18 protein-coding genes are annotated in these 20,604 nt (G+C 62.7%); 2 read left to right on the top strand and 16 right to left on the bottom strand.

The window, feature by feature from the left end; translation table 11 throughout:
• Positions 1-48 precede the first annotated feature (48 nt).
• The 9 genes from FBX97_RS22605 to FBX97_RS22565 form a co-directional block, all read right to left on the bottom strand.
• Positions 49-2,376, bottom strand: a complete 2,328-nt coding sequence (locus FBX97_RS22605) for a YgiQ family radical SAM protein (RefSeq protein WP_141836816.1) — start codon at positions 2,374-2,376, stop codon at positions 49-51.
• Positions 2,377-2,479: 103 nt separating this feature from the next.
• Positions 2,480-2,764, bottom strand: a complete 285-nt coding sequence (locus FBX97_RS22600; protein WP_141837143.1) for a DUF4404 family protein — start codon at positions 2,762-2,764, stop codon at positions 2,480-2,482.
• Positions 2,765-2,794: 30 nt separating this feature from the next.
• The gene (locus FBX97_RS22595; protein ID WP_141836814.1) at positions 2,795-3,007 is read right to left on the bottom strand and encodes a VF530 family DNA-binding protein; all 213 of its coding nucleotides are present in this window, start codon (positions 3,005-3,007) and stop codon (positions 2,795-2,797) included.
• A 214-nt stretch (positions 3,008-3,221) separates the two neighbouring features.
• Positions 3,222-5,360 (bottom strand): M3 family metallopeptidase, encoded by a 2,139-nt coding sequence (locus tag FBX97_RS22590; protein ID WP_141836813.1) that lies wholly within the window; start codon positions 5,358-5,360, stop codon positions 3,222-3,224.
• Between the two features lie 22 nt (positions 5,361-5,382).
• On the bottom strand, positions 5,383-7,527 hold the full coding sequence (locus FBX97_RS22585) for a M3 family metallopeptidase (RefSeq protein WP_141836811.1): 2,145 nt from the start codon (positions 7,525-7,527) through the stop codon (positions 5,383-5,385).
• Positions 7,528-7,639: 112 nt separating this feature from the next.
• Positions 7,640-8,233, bottom strand: a complete 594-nt coding sequence (locus FBX97_RS22580; protein WP_141836809.1) for a TMEM175 family protein — start codon at positions 8,231-8,233, stop codon at positions 7,640-7,642.
• Positions 8,226-8,609, bottom strand: coding sequence for a hypothetical protein (locus FBX97_RS22575; protein ID WP_141836807.1), 384 nt, complete (start codon positions 8,607-8,609; stop codon positions 8,226-8,228). Before FBX97_RS22575 ends, FBX97_RS22580 begins: the two co-directional genes overlap by 8 nt.
• Before the next feature lie 105 nt (positions 8,610-8,714).
• Complete coding sequence (locus FBX97_RS22570; protein ID WP_141836805.1) at positions 8,715-9,101, bottom strand: hypothetical protein; 387 nt, start codon at positions 9,099-9,101, stop codon at positions 8,715-8,717.
• Between the two features lie 101 nt (positions 9,102-9,202).
• Positions 9,203-9,505 (bottom strand): DUF3144 domain-containing protein, encoded by a 303-nt coding sequence (locus FBX97_RS22565; protein ID WP_141836803.1) that lies wholly within the window; start codon positions 9,503-9,505, stop codon positions 9,203-9,205.
• Positions 9,506-9,727: 222 nt separating this feature from the next.
• Between FBX97_RS22565 and FBX97_RS22560 the strand changes: the two genes are divergently transcribed.
• Complete coding sequence (locus FBX97_RS22560; protein ID WP_141836801.1) at positions 9,728-9,916, top strand: ClbS/DfsB family four-helix bundle protein; 189 nt, start codon at positions 9,728-9,730, stop codon at positions 9,914-9,916.
• Between the two features lie 32 nt (positions 9,917-9,948).
• On the opposite strand, the gene FBX97_RS22555 is transcribed toward FBX97_RS22560, so the two are convergent.
• The 4 genes from FBX97_RS22555 to FBX97_RS22540 all read right to left on the bottom strand — a co-directional run bounded on the left by FBX97_RS22555 (position 9,949) and on the right by FBX97_RS22540 (position 14,553).
• Positions 9,949-10,170, bottom strand: a complete 222-nt coding sequence (locus FBX97_RS22555) for a hypothetical protein (protein WP_221631852.1) — start codon at positions 10,168-10,170, stop codon at positions 9,949-9,951.
• A 290-nt stretch (positions 10,171-10,460) separates the two neighbouring features.
• The gene (locus FBX97_RS22550; RefSeq protein ID WP_141836799.1) at positions 10,461-10,664 is read right to left on the bottom strand and encodes a SlyX family protein; all 204 of its coding nucleotides are present in this window, start codon (positions 10,662-10,664) and stop codon (positions 10,461-10,463) included.
• A gap of 105 nt (positions 10,665-10,769) precedes the next feature.
• Positions 10,770-12,269 carry an Ig-like domain-containing protein gene (locus FBX97_RS22545; protein WP_141836797.1) on the bottom strand — a complete coding sequence of 500 codons (1,500 nt, stop codon included), beginning with the start codon at positions 12,267-12,269 and terminating at the stop codon, positions 10,770-10,772.
• 223 nt (positions 12,270-12,492) lie between these two features.
• On the bottom strand, positions 12,493-14,553 hold the full coding sequence (locus FBX97_RS22540; protein WP_141836795.1) for a UvrD-helicase domain-containing protein: 2,061 nt from the start codon (positions 14,551-14,553) through the stop codon (positions 12,493-12,495).
• Between the two features lie 159 nt (positions 14,554-14,712).
• Between FBX97_RS22540 and FBX97_RS22535 the strand changes: the two genes are divergently transcribed.
• Entirely contained in the window at positions 14,713-15,198 is a 486-nt protein-coding gene (locus FBX97_RS22535; RefSeq protein ID WP_141836793.1) for an SRPBCC family protein, read from the top strand.
• On the opposite strand, the gene FBX97_RS22530 is transcribed toward FBX97_RS22535, so the two are convergent.
• The 3 genes from FBX97_RS22530 to hemE all read right to left on the bottom strand — a co-directional run bounded on the left by FBX97_RS22530 (position 15,195) and on the right by hemE (position 20,462).
• Positions 15,195-16,643 (bottom strand): dihydrolipoyl dehydrogenase, encoded by a 1,449-nt coding sequence (locus FBX97_RS22530; RefSeq protein ID WP_141836790.1) that lies wholly within the window; start codon positions 16,641-16,643, stop codon positions 15,195-15,197. The genes FBX97_RS22535 and FBX97_RS22530 overlap by 4 nt on opposite strands.
• Positions 16,644-16,846: 203 nt before the next feature.
• The gene (locus FBX97_RS22525) at positions 16,847-18,853 is read right to left on the bottom strand and encodes a primosomal protein N' (protein WP_141836788.1); all 2,007 of its coding nucleotides are present in this window, start codon (positions 18,851-18,853) and stop codon (positions 16,847-16,849) included.
• Positions 18,854-19,379: 526 nt separating this feature from the next.
• Complete coding sequence (gene hemE / locus FBX97_RS22520) at positions 19,380-20,462, bottom strand: uroporphyrinogen decarboxylase (RefSeq protein WP_141836786.1); 1,083 nt, start codon at positions 20,460-20,462, stop codon at positions 19,380-19,382.
• Between the last annotated feature and the right edge of the window lie 142 nt (positions 20,463-20,604).

The following is a 20,604-nucleotide window of genomic DNA, read 5'->3' as shown; positions in this document are numbered from 1 at the left end:
CCCTGCCTACGCAGGGGCGACGTGCATCGGCCAACAAAAGAATAACGCTTACTTCCGGGCGCCTTTCGGCTTGCTCTTGATGGTCGACAGGATCGACGGCTTGACCTTCGACGGCGGCGCCATGAACGGCGTGCTCGCCGGGACCCGGTCGCCACCGCGCGTCTTGGCGCCGGCGCGGCCTGCAGCGCCACGCTCAGTGCCACGTTTGGGCGCCACCTCGATCACCCGCCCGCGCGGCACCGCATCGCTGCGCGGCCCCATCGGCGCATTCGGCGCCGGACGGCGATCGCCGCGCCCCTGCTGCAGGGCGGCCTCTTCGCCACCTTGCGCCGGCACCAGGTGCCGCTCGCCATTGCCGATCAGGTCGCCGCGGCCCATGCGGCGCAGACCCTCGCGCAGGGTCGGCCAGTTTTCCGGATCGTAGTAGCGCAGGAAGGCTTTATGGAGCTTCCTGGTCTTGCCGCTCTTCGCGGTCTCGACGGTTTCAGAGTCCTCGGTCACCTTGTGCAGCGGGTTCTTGCCGCTGTGGTACATGGTGGTTGCCATCGCCATCGGGGTCGGGGTGAAGGTCTGCACCTGGTCGAGGTGGAAGTTGTTCTTCTTCAGCCACAAGGCGAGGTTCAGCATGTCCTCGTCGGTGCTGCCGGGGTGGGCCGCGATGAAGTACGGGATCAGGTACTGCTTCTTGCCGGCTTCCTTCGAATACTTGTCGAACAGCGCCTTGAACTCGTCGTAGGCGCCGATCCCCGGCTTCATCATCTTGGACAGCGTGCCCTCTTCGGTATGCTCGGGCGCGATCTTCAGCAGGCCGCCGACGTGGTGGGTGACCAGTTCCTTCACATACTCGGGCGAGCGCACGGCCAGGTCGTAGCGCAGGCCCGAGCCGATCAGGATCTTCTTGATGCCGGGGATGGCGCGCGCCTTGCGGTACAGCGAAATCAGCTTGCTGTGGTCGGTGCCCAGGTTGGAGCAGATCGTGGGATAGACGCACGACAGGCGGCGGCACGATTCCTCGATCGTCTTTTCCTTGCACGACAGCCGGTACATATTGGCGGTCGGGCCGCCCAGGTCGGTGATGGTGCCGGCGAAGTTTTTCGTGGTGTCGCGGATCAGCTCGATCTCGCGCAGGATCGACGGTTCCGAACGGCTCTGGATGATGCGGCCTTCGTGCTCGGTGATCGAGCAGAAGGTGCAGCCGCCGAAGCAGCCGCGCATGATGTTCACCGAATAACGGATCATTTCCCAGGCCGGGATGTGGGCCTTGCCGTAGCTCGGGTGCGGCGCGCGCGCGTACGGCAGGTCGTAGATGTTGTCCATCTCGTCCATGGCCAGCGGCAGCGGCGGCGGGTTCAGCCAGACGTCGCGGTCGCCGTGCGCCTGCACCAGCGCGCGCGCATTGCCCGGGTTCGACTCCAGGTGGAACACGCGCGAGGCGTGCGCATACATCACCGGGTCTTCGCTGACGGTCTCGAAACTCGGCAGGCGCACCACGGTCTTCCGCGCTTTTTCGCGGGCCGCGGCCTGGCGCTCTTCGCGCGTCATGATGACGATCGGTTTGACGACCGGCTCGGGCGCGGCGTTGTCGAGCGCGCACTGCTTCGGGTCTTCCAGCGCCATCGCGTACGGGTTCGGCTGCTTGTCGATGCGGCCCGGCACGTCCACGCGGGTGGAGTTGTGGACTGTCCATTCCTCGTCAGGCATCCAGCCCTGCGGCACCAGGAAGGCGGTGCCGCGCAGGTCGCGGATGCTCTTGATGCTCTCGCCTGCCGCGATGCGGCGGGTGACGTCGACCAGGGCGCGCTCGGCGTTGCCGAAGATGACGAGATCCGCCTTCGATTCGAACAGCACCGAGCGGCGCACCTTGTCCGACCAGTAATCGTAGTGCGCGATGCGGCGCAGCGAGGCTTCGATCGAGCCGGCGATGACCGGCACGCCCGGGAAGGCTTCGCGCGCGCGCTGGCAGTACACGGTCACGGCGCGGTCGGGACGCTTGTTCGGCGCGCCGTCCGGCGTATAGGCGTCGTCCGAGCGGATCTTGCGGTCGGCCGTGTAGCGGTTGACCATCGAGTCCATGTTGCCGGCGGTGATGCCCCAGTACAGGTTGGGCTTGCCGAGCGCGCGGAAGGGCTCGACCGAGGTCCAGTCCGGCTGGCTGATGATGCCGACGCGGTAACCCTGCGCCTCCAGCAGGCGGCCGACCAGCGCCATCCCGAAGCTCGGGTGGTCGATGTAGGCGTCGCCGGTGATCAGAATGATGTCGCACGAATCCCAGCCCAGTTTGTCCATCTCGGCACGCGACATGGGCAGGAACGGGGCGGCGGGCGCACGGCTGGAACGTTTGGCAACGTTCACGAAAAGATTGGTGGGGGAGTTCATTGGCCGGTATTCTACCGGAATTCCAGTTTATGTTCTCCTCCCCCTCCCAAAAATGGCTTGAATATCAACGACTTGGCTCAGCCATAATGGGTTTTTTGTTGTTTCAGATCCCCATGTTGGCCAGGATGTTGCCGAGCTGGCGCAGGGCCGGTTCCAGCGTCGGGTGGCGGGCCGCGAAGCGCGCCGTGATTTCCTGGCTGCGCGAGGCCAGGCCGTAGGTGTTGGCATCCGGATCGTCGGCGCGGCGCTCCAGCACCTTGTTGATGTCGCCGTCGAGCTGGCGCAGCAGCATTTCCAGTTCGTCGTCGACCTCGCCGCGCTCTTCGAGGCTGCGGTGCAGGGCCTTCAGGTGCGCCTTCAGGGTGTCTTCACGCGTTTCTTCACGCATTTGCTCGTTTTCATTCTGCATGGCGTTCCTCTAATCGTTGAACCTGGTCGCGAGATACAGCTGCTCGACCTTGTCGCGGGCCCAGGGCGTCTTGCGCAGGAACTTCAGGCTCGACTTGATGCTCGGGTCCTTGATGAAGCAGTTGATGTCGATACGGCGGCCGAGTTCGGCCCAGCCGTAGTGCCCGACCAGGCGGGTCAGCAAGGATTCTAAGGTAATACCGTGTAAGGCTTGAACACTCATTGCAGGGCAATGTTAATAGGGGGTGTTGGAGAAAGTTTATACCTGCCGGGGAAGCATTGGCGCGCGAAGAAAGAAACGTGACTTGAAAACCGTCGCCCCTGCGGAGGCAGGGGTCCAATTTTTTCGCATATTCGCGGAACTTGGGTCCCTGCCTTCGCAGGGACGACGTGCTGACGGAGCAGACCGAAATATTATCTGCCTGCTCCGCCAACCATTATTCGCCGGTGAGGCCACGCCGCTCCAGCAGCGGCTCGATCTTCGCATCGCGTCCGCGGAAGCCACGGTACATCTCCATCGCATCCATGGTGCCGCCGCGCGACAGCAGGGTCTTGCGGAAATGGTCGCCGTTCTTGCGGGTCAGGCCGCCGTGTTCCTTGAACCACTCGACGGTGTCGGCGTCCAGCTTCTCGGCCCACAGGTAGCCGTAGTAGCCGGACGAATAGCCGCCCGAGAACACGTGCGAGAAATAGGTGGTGCGGTAGCGCGGCGGGACCAGCGGGAAGTCGACGCCGGCGTCCTGCAGCGCCTTGGCTTCGAAGGCCAGCACGTCGGTCGGGATCTGGTCCGGGCCGAGCTGGTGCCAGCGCTGGTCGAGGATCGACGCCGCCAGGTACTCGGTGGTGCGGTAGCCCTCGTTGAACTTGCTCGAGGCCTGCACCTTGTCCAGCAGTTCCTTCGGCATCGGCGCGCCGGTCTGGTAGTGCTTGGCGTAGTTGGCCAGCACTTCCGGCCAGGCCATCCACATCTCGTTCACCTGCGACGGGAACTCGACGTAGTCGCGCGGCACGCGCGAACCCGAGAAGCGCGGGTATTTCACGTTCGAGAACATGCCGTGCAGCGCATGGCCGAACTCGTGGAACATGGTGCGCGCTTCGTCATAGGTCAGCAGGGTCGGCTCGCCGGCCGCGGGCTTCGGGATGTTCAGGTGGTTCGCCACCACCGGGTGCGTGCCCAGCAGCTTGTTCTGGCCGACGTAGGCATTCATCCAGGCGCCGCCGCGCTTGTTGGCGCGCGCATACGGATCGTGCAGGAAGATCGCCAGCTGCTTGCCGTCGGCATCGAACACATCGAACACGCGCACGTCCGGATCGTACACCGGCAGGTCCTTGCGTTCCTTGAAGGTGATGCCGAATTCCTTGGTGGCGGCGAAGAACACGCCGTTCACCAGCACGTTGTTGAACTCGAAATACGGACGCAGCTGGTTCTCGTCGAAGGCGTAGCGCTGGGCGCGCACCTTGTCGCTGTAGTAGTTCCAGTCGTAGGCCGCTGCCTGGAACGGGGTGGCTCCATTCGCGCCTTCGGCATCGATCACCTTCTGCAGGTCGGCCGCTTCGCGCTTGGCGTTGCGCACCGCCGGCTTGGCGAAGTCGGCCAGCAGCGTGTTGACGGCGCCGGTGGTCTTCGCCGTCTGGTCTTCCAGCATGTAGGCCGCATGGCTCGGGTAGCCCAGCAGCGCGGCACGGTCGGCGCGCGCCTTGGCCAGTTCCAGCACCAGCGCGCGGTTGTCGTAGTCGCCGCCGCGGCTGCCGCGTGCGAGCGAGGTCGCCAGCAGCTTTTCGCGGGTCGCGCGGTTGGTCAGCACCGACAGGGGCGCCTGCTGGGTGGTGTTCACGACCGGGATCACGAACTTGCCGTCCAGGCCGCGCTTTTTGGCTTCCGCCGCGGCGACGTCGATCGCCCGGTCCGACATGCCGGCCAGTTCCGCGCGGGTGTCGACCACCAGCGCCGAGGCGTTGGCTTCCTTCAGCACGTTCTGGCTGAACTGGGTCTGCAGGGCGGCGATCTTGCCGTTGTACGCCTTCAGCTTTTCCTTGTCGGCGGCGGACAGCTTGGCACCGGCGCGCACGAAGTCGGTGTGGTAGCGCTCGAGCAGGTATTTCGATTCGGCGTCCAGGTGCAGCTTGTCGCGCTTGTCGTACAGGGTCTTGATGCGTGCGTACAGCTTTTCGTTGAGGCGGATCTTGTCGCTGTGCGCGGCCAGCTTGGGCGCCAGATCCTTGTCCAGTGCATTCAGGGTGTCGTTGGTATTCGCACCGACCAGGCTCGAGAAGACGGTCGAGACGCGGTTCAGCAGCTGGCCCGAGCGCTCCATCGCGACCACCGTGTTCTCGAAAGTAGGCGCCGCCTTGTTGTTGGCGATGGCCTCGATTTCCAGCGACTGCTGGCGCATGCCTTCCTCGAACGCCGGCGCGTAGTCCTCGTTCTTGATCTTGTCGAAGGCGGGATAGTTGAACGGCAGGGTGCTCGGCTTGGCAAACGGGTTGGATGCCGGCAGCAGCGACGCCGGTTCGGCGTGCGCGAAGTTGGCGACGGCCGCGGTCACGGCCAATGCCAGGAGAGTGGAACGGTACATGGTCTTGGTCTCTCGGTGGTGGTTATTGATTGCCGGTCAGGCCGCGGCGCTCGAGCAGCGGCTCGATCCTGGCGTCACGGCCGCGGAAATTGCGGAACAGGTCCATCGCGTCGGCCGAACCGCCGCGCGACAGCAGGGTCGCGCGGAAGTGGTCGCCGTTCTTGCGCAGCAGGCCGCCGTTTTCCTTGAACCATTCGACGGTGTCGGCATCCAGCTTTTCGCTCCACAGGTAAGCGTAGTAACCGGCCGAATAGCCGCCCGAGAAGCTGTGCGAGAAATAGGTCGTGCGGTAGCGTGGCGGCACCGGCGCGAAGTCGACGCCGGCATCCTTCAGCGCCTGCGCCTCGAAGCCGGTCACGTCGGCCGGCACCTGGGCCGGGGTGATCTGGTGCCAGCACTGGTCCAGCAGCGAGGCCGCCAGGTACTCGGTCGTGATGAAGCCCATGTTGAACTTCTTCGACGCCTGCACCTTGTCCAGCAGCGCCTTCGGCATCGGCGCGCCGGTCTGGTAATGCCTGGCGTAGTTGGCCAGCACCTCCGGCCAGGTCGCCCACATCTCGTTGACCTGCGACGGATACTCGACGAAGTCGCGCGGCGTGTTGGCGCCGCCAAAGGTCGGGTAGGTCACGTTCGAGAACATGCCGTGCAGCGCGTGGCCGAACTCGTGGAAGGCGGTGCGCACTTCATCGTAGGTCAGCAGCGTCGGCTGGCCGGCGGCCGGCTTCGGGATGTTCAGGTGGTTCGCCACCACCGGCATGTTACCCAGCAGCTTCGACTGGGTGACGTACTCGTTCATCCAGGCGCCGCCCTGCTTGTTCGGACGCGCGTAGTAATCCAGGATGAAGATCGCCAGCTGCTTGCCGTTGGCATCGAACACGTCGAAGGTGCGCACGTCCGGGTCGTACACCGGCAGATCCTTGCGCTCCTTGAAGCTGATGCCGAATTCCTTGTTCGCGGCAAAGAACACGCCGTTCTGCACCACGTTGTTCAATTCAAAATACGGCTTCAGCTGGCTCTCGTCGAATGCGTACTTCGCCTGGCGCACCTTGTCGGTGTAGAACGCCCAGTCGTGCGCGGCGACCTGAAAGCCTCCCTTCTCGGCGTCGATCACCTTCTGGATTTCAAGCGCTTCCTTCTTCGCGTTGTTGACGGCCGGCGCAGCCAGCTCGCCGAGCAGCTTGTTCACGGCTTCCGGCGTCTTCGCGGTTTCCTCTTCCAGCGAATAGGCGGCATAGGTCGGGTAGCCGAGCAGCGCCGCCTTTTCGGCACGTAGCCTGGCCAGGCGCTGCACCAGCGTACGGCTGTCGAATTCGCCGCCGCGGCTGCCGCGCGCCAGCGAGGCCGCCATCAGGCGCTCGCGCGTGGCACGGTTGGTCATCAGGGCCATCGGGGGCTGGATCGTGGTGTTCACCAGCGCGATCACGTACTTGCCATCCAGGCCGCGCTTCCTGGCTTCCGCCGCGGCGGCATCGATGTCGGCGTCCGGCAGGCCGGCCAGTTCGGCGCGGGTATCGACCACCAGCGCCGAGGCGTTGGCTTCCTTCAGCACGTTCTGCGCGAACTGCGATTGCAGGCCGGCGATCTCGCCGTTGTACGCTTTCAGCTTGTCCTTGTCGGCGCTGGACAGGTTGGCGCCGGCGCGCACGAAATCGCGGTGGTAGCGCTCGACCAGGTGCTTCGATTCGGCGTCGAGTGTCAAGCTGTCGCGCTTGTCGTAGACCGTCTTCACGCGCTGCCACAGCTTCGCGTTCATGAAGATCGCGTCATGGTGCGCGGCCAGTTTCGGCGACATCTCGCGGTCGATCGCATCCAGCGCATCGTTGGTGTTCGCGCCCTGCAGATTCGAGAAGGTGACCGACACGCGCGCCAGCAGCTGGCCCGAACGCTCCAGCGCGACGATCGTGTTCTCGAAGGTCGGCGCAGCCTTGCTGGCGGCGATCGCATCGACTTCGCGCAACTGCTCGCGCATGCCGGCGTCGAAAGCCGGCTTGAAGTGCTGGTCCTTGATCTTGTCGAAGGCGGGATAGTGGAAAGGCAGCGAGCTGACTTTGGCGAAGGGGTTCGATGCGTCGAGGGAAGCGCCGGCGGGGATGGGTGCGGCGATCGCTGCCTGTGCCAGCGCAGCGGTAGCAGCGGCGGCAACGATGAAGCTGTAAGAACGATTCATTGGATCTTTCACGGACATGAAAAAAACACTGCCGGGGACCGGGCCCGGCAGCATGCGCGCGAAGATCATAGCAAAGTTATTGCCGCATCGTCACATTCGATGCGCGGCCAGTTCACGCTTCCCGCCGGTTCTCCTCAGTGACCTTTTTCTCGATGCGCCGGTCCGGGATCAGCCACATGATGGCCACGCCGACATAGACCAGGAAACCGAGCCAGGCCACGAACCAGGACGCCGCAACGCCGACCAGGTACAGCACGATCGAGATCTTGCCCTTGCGATCGTCGCCGATGGCTTCGGCCAGCCTCGCATTCTTGTCATGGTGCTGGATCAACCTGTGCACCAGCAGCGAATACGCCATCGCGCACATGAACAGCACGATGCCATAGGCGACGGTGGGCGCGGTCTCGAAATGGTTTTCGCCCATCCAGGCGGTGACGAAGGGAATCAGGGAAAGCCAGAACAGCAGGTGCAGGTTGGCCCACAGGATGCTGCCGCTGACTTCTTCGACGGCGTGCAGCATGTGGTGGTGGTTGTTCCAGTAGATGCCGACGTAGATGAAGCTGAGCACGTAGCTCATGAGGACGGGCCACAATGGGATTAAAGCCTTGAAATCGGCTTCGTGCGGGACTTTAAGTTCCAGCACCATGATGGTGATGATGATGGCGATGACGCCATCGCTGAAGGCTTCCAGGCGGTTCTTACCCATGGGCTTCCTTGTGTACGGAGGTATCAGCCTGACAAGGCTGCAAGTCCCATTCGACATACGTGTCGTGGTCTTTTACGTGAAGCATGACATGAATGCCCGTCGAAGCAGATCGCAGGATATTGATTCTTTTCTTTCCGAACACATACCACCGCGCTTCGCCGTCAGGACCTGACGATTTACGCATTTTGGACTTACGAATATTCACCCCAAGCGCGTTGAGTATTCTCTGGTCTGTCCACGCGGCAGATAAAGCGGTGTGGTAAGGCTTTTCATCGGCGCTCTTGCCTTCAACGAAACAGTTCTCGGCGGCTCCAGCGATCCGGGTAAAGAGCGAAAACGCCAAGAAGATCCATGCAGTGTGCCACCATCGCTTCATGAGCCTGCCCTAAAGTGTGGAGTAGCTTCCAGACTGGCGCTTGTTCCAGTTGATGTCGACGTAGATGCAGCCGAGCACCGAGCTCATGAGAGCAGGCCGCCAGATTTATCTGTTCTGGTCCAAGGTAACATTCACGTTCAAGCCGGAAGCATCCATTCCGCCGGCAAAACTGACGTTCAGAAGCCGATGCGAGTTTTCCCAGGTTTTTCGATCGTAACTCGACCAATACTTGTATATGTATAAGTCCCTGGTAAAGCTCGTGCTGCCGACGACAGATTGTTCATTCTTCAGCAACGTGCCTTGGGTAGCGATTTTTATCGGAATGGGCGAGTTGGCCGGAATGTACAAAACATACTCGGTGCCGCTTGGGAACGCTTCACCCATCTTGACGACGGGAAGCGTCTGGATCCTGTCTGCAGGTGCGGGCATCATCGGTGCGCAGCCAACGGAAAGGAAAGCCATCAAGGCCATGCCCAGAGCAGTTTTTCGCATCTTATCTCGCCAGGAAAAGGGTTATCGGGTGTCTTGTTGTCAGCGCCAATACGTTGACAGCAATGCCACCCAATGTACCGCAGATTCCCATGAGTGCAATCTTATGACTGCTGAGGAATCGGCTCCAGATACTTGTCGAAGTTCGCAATGAAATCGTCGAGATTTTCGGCCATCATCTGGCGGAACTGCTCGGTGAAATAATCCAGCGCCCTTTCCTTTTCGGGCTTCATGTTTTCCGCACTGCCGGTGCCGTTGGCAACGATGAAGGCATTGAAGCGTGCCGCCGCATACATGGTGGAGGCCGTGACATGGTTCGGATCGGCCGCGTCGCACTGGGCGTTCGCTGCATTGATGATGGCGTTGACGCGCTCCCAGAACGCCTGGTCAGGATTGTTGTTGCTCATGGTTTCACGATGGAGGGGTGGTTGAGGTAAGCGGCCACTTTAGCATACGCAAGGTGTTGGGCGGCCGCCGACCTGACAGGAAGGGATTGCCGCTTCCGGCCCAACAAAAGGCGCTGCCGGCGCTGCGCAGTACGCCCTATGCGGCACTGGCATGCATCCTGCAATCGTCTGCAGTGTGCCCGGCGCCGTGCCTGGCCGTATCAAACCATCGAGGAGATTGAAATGGACAAACTGACGATCAAGGACCTGCCCGTCGCCACGGAACTCGACAAGCGCCGGATGGCCGGCGTGCTGGGCGGCATGGGGCGCACGCCGCAGCAGATCCTGGCATTCGAATTGACTGGCAAGCCGGCGACCTGGCAAGGCCTGGTGCTGGAAGAGGACAACCAGCTCCATGTGCCGGTCATCTGAGACGGCGCGGCCGGCAGTGCCAGCCGCACGGGTTACGATAACAGCTTGTTATCGTAACCCGAGCCGGCGAGTTCGTAATAGATATCGTCGAGATAAGTGGCGCTGTCTTCGGTTTCCAGTACCGACGGAATAAACAGGTCGACCGCCCCCACCGTTTCGGGTTGGCGCACCACTTCCCAGCCATCGTTTTCCCGTCGGACTTCGAGCTTGCGCCGGCCATAGATATTAAACTTCATATCACTGCGATAAGTCATGGGAAAATGTCTGGCTATTAGGCTGATGTTCATACGCCAAAGTGCGTACCAATAGAACGATGCCGCATGCAAATATTCCCGTCAATAAATAATTCAATTGTGACGCAGGGTGACAATGTTTTTCCGACGAAACTACAACACATCGGAAAATCCGATGCCAAAAAAAACACAGAATTTTGCAAAATAGAATGAACCCCGGCAAGTATTAAAGCGATAAGCGACTGCACGTTTCTTCGGCATCAACACTTTAGTGTGAAATTAAGTGCCGAGCATAAACATTTGTTTTAACGTTAATAGTGGGGTGGTTTTTCGTTGACTGGCCCCTGTCCGGCATCACGCAGCGCGCGTACGTGTTCGGCCAGCTTGGCCACCAGCGCTTCCAGCTGGTCGATGCGGCGGCCCTGTTCATAAATGGTGCGGTTCAGCGTGTCGACCAGGTTTTCCTGTTCGCCCAGCTTGATTTCGATATCGATGAAGCGGTCTTCGGCACTCACGGCGGCTCCTGAATGGATAAAAGAATAAGGGCGGCATCATACCAGCGCCCAAAAACAAAAAGCCGCATGTCTCCATGCGGCTCTGCAGTCATCGCCTGATAGCAATCAGGCCGTCAGCAGGGACAGGTGGGCGATATCGTTCTGCGGCGTGCCGACCAGCTGCGCCTGCCCTTCCGGAATGTCGATGGCCATGCTGGATGCCTGCGCATGCGCGCCGGCGCTGTTGTCGCTGCCGGTGGTCTGCTGGGCGATGCCGGCCAGGGTGTGCACCAGCTGGATCGTGCTGGCGACGCTGCCGGCACCCTGCAGGGCGGCCAGGATGCTGCCCGGCGTATAGACCGCGTTGACATTGAAGGTGGCGATGCCGCTGGCCGGCGAGGTGTTGCCGGCGGCATCGGTGGCGGTGGCGTGGATCTGCTGGCCCAGGGCGTCGCCGAAGTGGCTCAGCGTGAGGCTGAACGCGCCATTGGCATCCGCCTTGCCATTGCCGACCGGCTGGTTGTTCGCATCGTAGACGGTCACCGTGGCATTCGCTTCGGCCGAGCCGGTCACGACCGGCTTGTCGCCCTGTACGAAGCCGGCGGCGTTCTTGGTCACGGCCAGCGACGGTGCCAGCGGCGCGGTGGTGTCGGGCGACAGGATATCGGCGCGCTGGATGCTGCCGTCCGAAAAACGCAGCACTTCGATCGACGACAGGATGTCGGTGCCGTCGTTCGCGCTGCCGGTGTTGTTGACCACTTGCAGGTTGCCGTTGGCCAGATTGGTGTACGTGTACTCGCTGCGCAGGCCACGGAAGAGCGCGGTGTCGGTGCCGTTGCCGCCAAACAGCATGTCGTTGCCGCCATCGCCTTCGAGCATGTCGTTGGCGTCGGTGCCGGTGAGGCTGTCGGCGCCATTGGTGCCGGTGACGTAGCGCGCCCCGGTGGTCGAATTGATGCCCAGGGCCCCAGCCAGGCCGTCATGGCCATACAGCCAGTTGAGGGCGGCAATGTCGTCCTGGCGATAGGTCGTGTACGGTCCGCCCAGGTCGGTGTACGACATCAGGGTATTGCTGGTGTTGTCCTGCGAGCCGGGCAGGACGGCCTTGTTGTCGTCGGTGGTCTCGAACGAGTGCTTCAGGCCCAGTGCATGGCCCAGCTCATGCAGCAGGGTCTCGTAGCCGCTGCCGCCCGGCGTCAGGTTGCTGTTCTGAGGATTCCATTCGACATTATCCAGATACACATAAGCATCGGCATCGTAGCTGGCCAGCTGGGTGCCGCTGTAGCTGTAGTTGCTCAGCCAGCTGCACAGGCCGGTGACGTTGGCGCCGGCGAGGTCGATGTTGCTCAAGTGGATTTGCGCATCGGTACCGACTGCGGTTTCCAGGAACTGGATGCCGGTCAGCTGCGAGATATACGAAAACGCCGTGCGTACCGCCGCCTGCTGCGACACCGAAAAGGCCTGTAGTCCGGTTTTCCCGGCTTCGGTGCCGGACGTTACGGAAAACGTGTATTGCAGCGTATTGTTGCCCGAAAAATAATTCCAGTCAGGCCCACTATCGAGCAAGGCGTCGATATGGTTCAGGCCCGACAAGGGGGTAGTGGTGATATCAGAGACAGTTGCCATCGACGAGATGCCCGGAAATGCGGCAGATAAATTGATTTGTGAAATGTGAAGTGTCAAAAGTATTTATTGCGCCCCTCTCGAAGTCAAATAAGAATTTGAATCGTGCGGACTCCTTGCATCCGCTTCAAGGCTTATGCGCAACTCATCATGTCACGCAGCTACGACTTATTGACGATTGGGCACAACAACAGGTGACGCCGCGATAATAAGCGGCGCCTGTCCATTACACCTTGGGCGTGGCCAGCAGGGCCTTCAAGTTGGCCAGCCGTTCTTTCGGGGTCATCACTTCGGTTTCCTTGGGCGCGGCATCGCCGACTTCCAGCGCCATTTCCTTGATGAAGCGCGACGGATCGCAATGCACCAGTTCGCCAGCGCGCTTTCTCTTCTTGCACCAGGTCACGTGCAGGGTGCGCTGGGCGCGCGTGATGCCCACGTACATCAGGCGCCGCTCTTCCTGGATGCGCGCGGCGATCTTTTCGATCGCATCGTCGGGGTCGCCCTTGTGCGGCAGGATGCCTTCCTCGACGCCGACCAGGAACACGTGCGGATACTCCAGGCCCTTGGAGGCGTGCAGGGTCGACATGCGGATCGCGTCCGGCTCTTCGTCCTTGCCTTCCAACATCGACATCAGCGCCACCATCTGCGTCAGTTCGAGCAGGTTCTTTTCCTCGCCGTCGCGGTCGCGTCCGCCGCGGCCGCGTTCCTTCAGCCAGTTGGTAAATTCCAGCACGTTCTGCCACTTGCTCTGGGCGGCGCGGTCGTCGAAGTTCTCGTACAGGTAGTGCTCGTAGTTGATCTCTTTCATCATGTCGTCGAGCAGCTCGGCGGCGTTGTCGCCGCTGCCGGACGGACCGGGCCGGGTCGCGCGCGATTCCATGTCGTTGATGAAATGGCAGAACTCGCGCAGCGGATACAGCTGGCGCTCGGACAGCTTGGCTTCGATGCCGCCCTTCAGCGCCGCCTCGAACAGCGAGCAGTTCCACTGCTTCGAGAACTCGCCGAGCGCTTCGATGGTCGCCATGCCGACGCCGCGCTTGGGCGTGGTGATGGCGCGGATGAAGGCCGGGTCGTCGCCCTCGTTGGCGATCAGGCGCAGGTAAGCGATGATGTCCTTGATCTCGGCCTTGTCGAAAAAGCTCTGGCCGCCCGAGATGGTGTACGGAATGCGTTCCTTGCGCAGCGCCTGCTCGATCACGCGCGCCTGGTGGTTGCCGCGGTACAGGATCGCGTAGTCCGACCATTTGTTCTTGCGCTGGAAATGTTCCGACGAAATCATGATGGCGACCTGGTCGGCTTCCATCTCGTCGTTCGGCATGCCCAGCACCTTGATCGGCTCGCCCAGGCCGTGTTCGGACCACAGCGACTTCTCGAACAGCTTCGGGTTGTTGCCGATGACCGCATTGGCCGCCTGCAGGATGCGCGTGGTCGAGCGGTAGTTCTGCTCCAGCTTGATCACGCGCAGGTCCGGGAAATCGGTCTGCAGCGTCTTGAGGTTTTCGACCGAGGCGCCGCGCCAGGCATAGATCGCCTGGTCGTCGTCGCCCACCGCGGTGAACATCGGCTTCTTGCCGAGGCCGGTCACCATCAGCTTCACCAGCTCGTATTGGCAGGTGTTGGTGTCCTGGTACTCGTCCATCAACAGATAGCGCAGGCGGCGCTGCCAGCGGTCGCGGATCTGCTCGTTATTGCGGAACAGTTCCACCGGCAGGCGGATCAGATCATCGAAGTCGACCGCCTGGTAGGCCTGCAGCGTCGCCAGGTAGCTGCGGTAGATGCGGCCGGCTTGCGCTTCGTCCTCGTCCTTGGCGTCGCGGATCGCATCTTCCGGGTCGACCAGGCCGTTCTTCCACAGCGAAATGGCGTTCTGGATGCTGCGGATTTCCTGCTTGTCGGTGGTCAGCGCCAGATCGGACACGACGGTGTAGCAGTCGTCGGCGTCCATGATCGAAAAACGGTCCTTGAGGCCGACGCCGGCCGCTTCCTGGCGCAGGATCTTGACGCCCAGCGAGTGGAAGGTCGATACCGTCAGCTGCTTGGCCTGCTTGGGCTGCTTGAGCAGCTTGCCGATACGCTCCTGCATCTCGAGCGCGGCCTTGTTGGTGAAGGTGAGTGCGGCGATCGTGCGCGGATCGTAGCCGCGGTGCTCGATCATGTAGGCGATCTTCTGGGTGATCACGCGCGTCTTGCCCGAGCCGGCGCCGGCCAGCACCAGGCAGGGACCGTCGAGATAAAGCGCGGCTTCGCTTTGCGGACCGTTGAGGCCGAAATTCGGGGTGGTGGACATGGGATGTATTTCTGGAGGGCTAGCTCAGCATTGTAAAGGAGGCGGGCTATGCACGTAAAAGGCTGTATGCAAACGGCGACGTTGTAGTCGGCTATGCTTGTGAAAACGGCCTGGCGCCACCACATACCCCATTTGCTGAACACGACAAGAGAACGCACGATGAAATTCGAACACCTGATCGAAATTAACGACCCGCTCAACCCGCTGATCGACACCATCACACGCGAGCAGCTGTGGCGCGGCCTGGTGCTGCGCGCCGAAGACCCGAAGCGTTTCATTCCGCACCTGGACGAGTGCATCATCGGCGAGCGCGAAAGCGGCAGCTTCACGCGCCGCCAGCGTTTCGGCGAGCTGTGGATCGACGACCATGTGCACCTGACCCCGCTGGAAGAAGTGCGCTTCGAAGTGCCGGCCCAGGGCGATATTGCGCAATCGCAGCTGACCATGCGCATCGAAGCGCCTGGCAATGCCATGTTGCTGGTGCGCTTCACCTACGACGACGGGAATGCCGCCGCGACCGACGAGATGAGCAAGATGTACGAGGATTTCAAGAAATCGGCCTACCAGGAAGCCGATATCGATACGATCAAGATCGTGCGCCAGCTGGCGTCCGAGGGCAAGCTGGACGCCAGTTATCTGAATTAAGTCCCCGGCTCCATCTCGGCCGGATCGGTGCTGCTGGCATCCTTCGCCAGTTCGGTCGCCAGATCGCGCAGGGCCGTGCGCACGCCCTCCTCGATCACCGGATGGTAGAACGGCATCTCCAGCATCTGGTCCACCGTCATCCGCGCCTGCACCGCCCAGGCCAGCAAATGCCCGAGATGCTCGCCGCGCGGCGCGATCATCTCGGCGCCCAGAAAGCGCCCGCTGCCATATTCCCCATACACGCGCAGCATGCCCTTGTTCTGCAACATGACGCGGCTGCGGCCCTGGTTCTCGAACGACACCTGGCCGATCGCGAATTTCGGCTTGCCCGGCTCGCACAGGCTTTTGTAGCTGGCCCCCAGCGTGACGATGTTCGGTTCGGTGAACGCGGCGGTCAGCGGCGCGCGGCGCAGGCCGGGGCGGATGTCCGGGTAGCGGCCGGCATTGTCGCCGGCGATCTTGCCGTGGTCGGCCGCTTCCGGCAGCACCGGGCGCTCGTTGTTGGCGTCGCCGGCGATGAAGATGTGGCTGGTCCCGCACTGCATGGTGCGGCTGTCGAACAGCGGCACGCCGTTGGTCCCCAGCGCCAGTCCGGCGTGCTCGATGCCGATATCGGCCACGTTGGGCGTGCGCCCGGCGGCCATCAGCACGTACTGGAAGCGCGCGCAGCGCTCTTCGCCGCCCTCGCGCATGCACAGCACCACCTCGTCGCCATCCTGTTCCGCCTTCACGATCTCGGTCTGGAAATGCAGGTCGATCTCTTCGCGCAGCACTTGGCCGGCCTTGCGCAGCACCACCGGGTCGGTCAGTTGGGCGACGCTGCCGCCGCGCGCGTACAGGCTCACGCGCACGCCCAGGCGCGCCAGCGCCTGGCCCAGTTCCAGGCCGATCACGCCGGTGCCGATCACGGCGACCGAGCGCGGCAGATCGTGCCAGTCGAACACCTCGTCGCTGGTGATCACGCCGGGGCCGACGTTCTCCAGCTTCGGCAGGCGGGTCGGCGTGGAGCCGCTGGCGATCACCACGCGCGCCGCTTCCACTTCGCTGACCCTGCCGGCGCCGTCGTCAACCACCAGCGTGTGCGGTCCCGTGAAACGCGCATGGCCACGCAGCTTGTCGGCGTCCGGGATGCTGTCGACGCCATCCAGCACGAAACCGACGAAGCGGTCGCGCTCGCGCCGCACGCGGTCCATCACGGCCACCCCATCGATGCGCTTTTCCCCTGCGTGCACGCCGAACCCCGCCGCCGCATCGAGCATGTGCGCCGCCTCGGCCGCCGCGATCAGGAGCTTGCTCGGCATGCAGCCGACCCTGGCGCAGGTGGTGCCGTAATGGCCGCCTTCGATCATCACGGTGCGCGCGCCCTGTGCCCTGGCGGCGCGGTAGGCCACCAGTCCCGCCGTGCCGGCGCCGATCACGGCGACGTCGACCTTCAGTATCTGCATGTGTTTCTCCGCTGGTTTTCGCGCCATGACGATACGCCATTTTCAAGCGCTGAGCCACGCAGGATAAAAAAAAGCCCGCTCGAGAGCGGGCTTGAATCTATTCCTTGTGGAGAATAGAGGAGACAGGTGCAATCATGACGCAGCGCAAAATATATGTCCAATGATCGTTTCTGATCTCAGCAATAAAGAAAAGCTATATCTCTTCAAATATCGAGCGGATCGACTTCCAGCGACCAGCGCACCCGGCTCTTCATCGCGCGCAGGGCATCGACCCAGGCGGTCAGGAAGGCTTGCAGCGCCGGGCGCGAATTCGACTCGACCAGCAGCTGGGCGCGCTCGACGTTGTGCACGCGGGTCATGGTCATCGGGATGGGATCGTTGACGGTCACCGCATCGGACGCCACGGCGTCGCGCGCGCCCTCCAGGAATTCGATGGCGGTCGCCAGCTCGGGTGCCTCGGCGCGCAGCAGCGCCTGGTACATATAGGGCGGCAGCGCAGCCTGGTGGCGTTCTGCCAGCAGGTCGCCGGCAAAGCGGTCGTAGTCGTGGCGCATCACCGCCCCGTACAGCGGGTGGGTGCAATAGCGCGACTGGATCAGCACTTCCGATTCCAGCCCGGCGCGCCCGGCCCGCCCCGCCACCTGCATCAACTGGGCGAACAGGCGCTCGCTGGCCCGGTAGTCCTGCGAGAACAGGGCGGTGTCCGGGTTCAGCACGCCGACCAGCGTCAGCTTTTTGAAGTCGTGGCCCTTGGCCACCATCTGGGTGCCGATCAGGATATCGACCTCGCCGCGGTGCACGGTGTCGAACGCGGCCTGGGCGCTGCCCTTGTGGCGCGTCGAATCGGCGTCGATGCGCAGGATGCGCGCTTCCGGGAACAGTGCCTGCAGCCCTTCCTCGATGCGCTGGGTGCCGCGTCCCAGCGGCTGCAGGTCGATGTTGCCGCAGGTCGGGCAGGCGTGCGGGATGCGCAGCTCCAGGCTGCAGTGGTGGCAGCGCAGGCGGCGCTCGGGGCGGTGCAGCACCATGTTGGCGGTGCAGCGGGTGCAGTTGCTGATCCAGCCGCAGGACTCGCAGCACAGCACCGGCGCATAGCCGCGCCGGTTCAGGAACAGCAGCGACTGTTCGCCGCGTTCCAGGCGCTGGCGCAGCGCCCGTACCAGGGTCGGGGTCAGGCCCTCCTTCGGCCGGTCGCGCTCCATGTCGATCAGGTACACGCGCGGCAGCACGGCGTCGCGCACGGCGCGCTCGCGCAACTCCAGCTTGCGGTAACGCCCGGTCTGGGCGTGGTGCCAGCTCTCCAGCGACGGCGTGGCGGACCCCAGCACGATCGGGATCCCGAGCTGGTGCGCGCGCCACACGGCCAGGTCGCGCGCCGAATAGCGCAGGCCTTCCTGCTGTTTATACGAGGGGTCATGCTCTTCGTCGATGACGATCAGCTGCAGATGCGGCAGCGAGGCCAGGATCGCCAGCCGGGTGCCGAGCACGATGCGTGCGCGGCCCTGGTGCGCGGCCAGCCAGTGCAGCATGCGCTCGCCTTCCGACAGGCTGCTGTGCAGGGTGGCCAGCATCACGCCGGGGAAGCGCGCGCGGATATTGGCTTCGAGCTGCGGCGTCAGGTTGATCTCGGGGACGAGCACCAGGATCTGCGCGTGTTCGTCCCGCGCCAGCACCTGGGCGCAGGCTTGCAGGTACACCTCGGTCTTGCCGCTGCCGGTGACGCCGTACAGCAGCAGCGGGCTGAAACCTGCGGCGCCGCCGATGGCGTCGGCAGCTTGCTGCTGCTCCGGGTTCAGGACCGGCATGTCGGCCGGGGTGGCATCGTGCGCATCCGGCAGCTTGGCCAGTTTTTTCAGCGCGCGGTCCAGCGCCACCGTGGTCGACAGGCGCAGGTTCTTGGGCAGGCCGGGCATCGCCACTTCGCCCAGCGGACGGTGGTAATAACCGGCGGCGAAACGTGCCAGCGCCAGCCATTTGCCGGACAGCGGCGCCAGTTGGCCGCGCACCGCCAGTGCGTCCTTCAGTTTGTCCGCCGGGACGTCGCTGTCCTGCTTGATGGCGACGATCACACCCACCGCCTCGCGCCGGCCGAAGTTGACCAGCGCCAGCTGGCCGACTTGCGGTTCTTCCCCGGGCGCGCAGGGCCAGCGGTAGTCGAACACGCTGTCGAGCGGCGTATCGAGGGCGATTTGCAGGATGCAGTACGGCACGTGTTGAAAACCTTCTGGCGAGCTGTGGAGAACTGTGGAAAACTTTGTGGAAAATGGAAAACTTGACCGGGACAAAGGTTTACGTTAGCTCAAGGCACTTGGCAATTCTCTAAGTCCACAAAACATTTTCCTCTTTCAATTCAATGACTTAGAAAAATAGTACCGGAGCTCGTGAAATTCTTTATCGCTCGCCAGCTTCTGTGCATAACTGGGCATTTCCAGTGAAGAACTCAAGCGCAGTGCAGCAAAATCTTGATGGAATACTTGAAGAAATCCCGTAAACCCCGGTAAACGAAGCACTTTTTGGGATTATGCACAGAAGCTGTGTATAACTTTGTGAACAAGGCACTGAACAGTTTGCCTGGGACGCGCTGCAGGCCTCCAAAGCGCCCTGGCACCGTGTTCACAGCACGAGCTAAACACTATAAAAATCAATTACTTACGTTGAGAGCGCAAGCACTGTACATTTTCCCAGCCAGCCCTGTGCGAGCCGGCGTTTTTGTGAATAAGTGTGATTTTGCAGGATTTAGGCAGCACGTTGACGGCGGCTGAAGTCGTGTACCGCCTCGACCATGGCCGTCACCGATTCCGGTGGCGTGAACTGCGAGATGCCGTGGCCCAGGTTGAACACATGGCCGTGGCCGGCGCTCGGGGTGCCGTAGCTGGCCAGCGCTTTTTCCACTTCGGTACGTACCTGGTCCGGCGCCGCGAACAGGATCGCCGGGTCGAGGTTGCCCTGCAGGGCCACGCGGTCGCCAACCAGGGCGCGCGCGCGGCCCAGGTTCACGGTCCAGTCCAGGCCGAGTGCATCGGCGCCGATATCGGCCATCTCGTCCAGCCACAGGCCGCCGCCCTTGGTGAACACGATCGCCGGGATGCGCACGCCGTCCTTCTCGCGCTGCAGCTGGGCCACCACCTTCTGCATGTACTGCAGCGAGAAGGCCTGGTAGGCGCCGTCGGCCAGCGCGCCGCCCCAGGAGTCGAAGATCATGACGGCCTGGGCGCCGGCGTCGATCTGGGCGTTCAGGTATTGCGCCACCGCGTCGGCATTCGTTTGCAGGACGCGGTGCATCAGGTCGGGACGCGAGTACAGCATCTTCTTGACCGTGTGGAATTCGCGCGAGCCCTGGCCTTCGACCATGTAGCAGGCCAGGGTCCAGGGGCTGCCCGAAAAGCCGATCAGCGGCACGCGGCCGTTCAGCGCGGTGCGGATCTGGGTCACGGCCTTGAAGACGTAGTCGAGCGATGCCATGTCCGGCACGCGCAAGGCCGCGACGTCTTCCTCGGTGCGCACGGTGCGCTCGAACTTCGGGCCTTCGCCCTCTTCGAAATACAGGCCCAGGCCCATCGCGTCGGGCACCGTCAGGATGTCCGAGAACAGGATCGAGGCGTCCAGCGGGTAGCGGTCGATCGGCTGCAGCGTCACCTCGGTGGCGAAATCCGGACTCTTGGCCAGGCCCAGGAAGGAGCCGGCACGCGCCCGGCTGGCGCGGTATTCCGGCAGGTAGCGCCCCGCCTGGCGCATCAGCCACACCGGCGTGTAGTCGGTCGGCTGGCGCAGCAGCGCACGCAGGAAAGTGTCGTTCTGGAGCGGGGCGAATTGTGGCATGGATGACAACCTGAAAAGGAAAGCTGACGCTGGAAGCGGGGGCAGATCGCTGGGTAAACCGCTGGGCAAACATCTATTATCGCATTCCTCGGGCAATCGCACCGCATCGTTTGCCGGCCGACATGCCGGAGGGAGCACACTT

This window comes from Herbaspirillum sp. SJZ107 (assembly GCF_006715485.1).
Classification (GTDB): Bacteria; Pseudomonadota; Gammaproteobacteria; order Burkholderiales; family Burkholderiaceae_D; genus Telluria.
The sequence above is the reverse complement of the archived record's forward strand: the minus strand, read 5'-3'. Positions and strand labels throughout refer to the sequence as shown.

Bases quoted from the DNA above. Each gene is read 5' to 3' on its own strand.
- FBX97_RS22575 (WP_141836807.1), bottom strand. From the start codon at position 8,609: ATGAAGCGATGGTGGCACACTGCATGGATCTTCTTGGCGTTTTCGCTC.
- FBX97_RS22535 (WP_141836793.1), top strand. From the start codon at position 14,713: ATGAAATTCGAACACCTGATCGAAATTAACGACCCGCTCAACCCGCTG.
- FBX97_RS22585 (WP_141836811.1), bottom strand. From the start codon at position 7,527: ATGAATCGTTCTTACAGCTTCATCGTTGCCGCCGCTGCTACCGCTGCG.
- FBX97_RS22565 (WP_141836803.1), bottom strand. From the start codon at position 9,505: ATGAGCAACAACAATCCTGACCAGGCGTTCTGGGAGCGCGTCAACGCC.
- FBX97_RS22530 (WP_141836790.1), bottom strand. From the start codon at position 16,643: ATGCAGATACTGAAGGTCGACGTCGCCGTGATCGGCGCCGGCACGGCG.
- FBX97_RS22540 (WP_141836795.1), bottom strand. From the start codon at position 14,553: ATGTCCACCACCCCGAATTTCGGCCTCAACGGTCCGCAAAGCGAAGCC.
- FBX97_RS22560 (WP_141836801.1), top strand. From the start codon at position 9,728: ATGGACAAACTGACGATCAAGGACCTGCCCGTCGCCACGGAACTCGAC.
- FBX97_RS22595 (WP_141836814.1), bottom strand. From the start codon at position 3,007: ATGAGTGTTCAAGCCTTACACGGTATTACCTTAGAATCCTTGCTGACC.
- FBX97_RS22605 (WP_141836816.1), bottom strand. From the start codon at position 2,376: ATGAACTCCCCCACCAATCTTTTCGTGAACGTTGCCAAACGTTCCAGC.
- FBX97_RS22600 (WP_141837143.1), bottom strand. From the start codon at position 2,764: ATGCGTGAAGAAACGCGTGAAGACACCCTGAAGGCGCACCTGAAGGCC.
- FBX97_RS22580 (WP_141836809.1), bottom strand. From the start codon at position 8,233: ATGGGTAAGAACCGCCTGGAAGCCTTCAGCGATGGCGTCATCGCCATC.
- FBX97_RS22545 (WP_141836797.1), bottom strand. From the start codon at position 12,269: ATGGCAACTGTCTCTGATATCACCACTACCCCCTTGTCGGGCCTGAAC.
- FBX97_RS22555 (WP_221631852.1), bottom strand. From the start codon at position 10,170: ATGACTTATCGCAGTGATATGAAGTTTAATATCTATGGCCGGCGCAAG.
- hemE (WP_141836786.1), bottom strand. From the start codon at position 20,462: ATGCCACAATTCGCCCCGCTCCAGAACGACACTTTCCTGCGTGCGCTG.
- FBX97_RS22590 (WP_141836813.1), bottom strand. From the start codon at position 5,360: ATGTACCGTTCCACTCTCCTGGCATTGGCCGTGACCGCGGCCGTCGCC.
- FBX97_RS22570 (WP_141836805.1), bottom strand. From the start codon at position 9,101: ATGCGAAAAACTGCTCTGGGCATGGCCTTGATGGCTTTCCTTTCCGTT.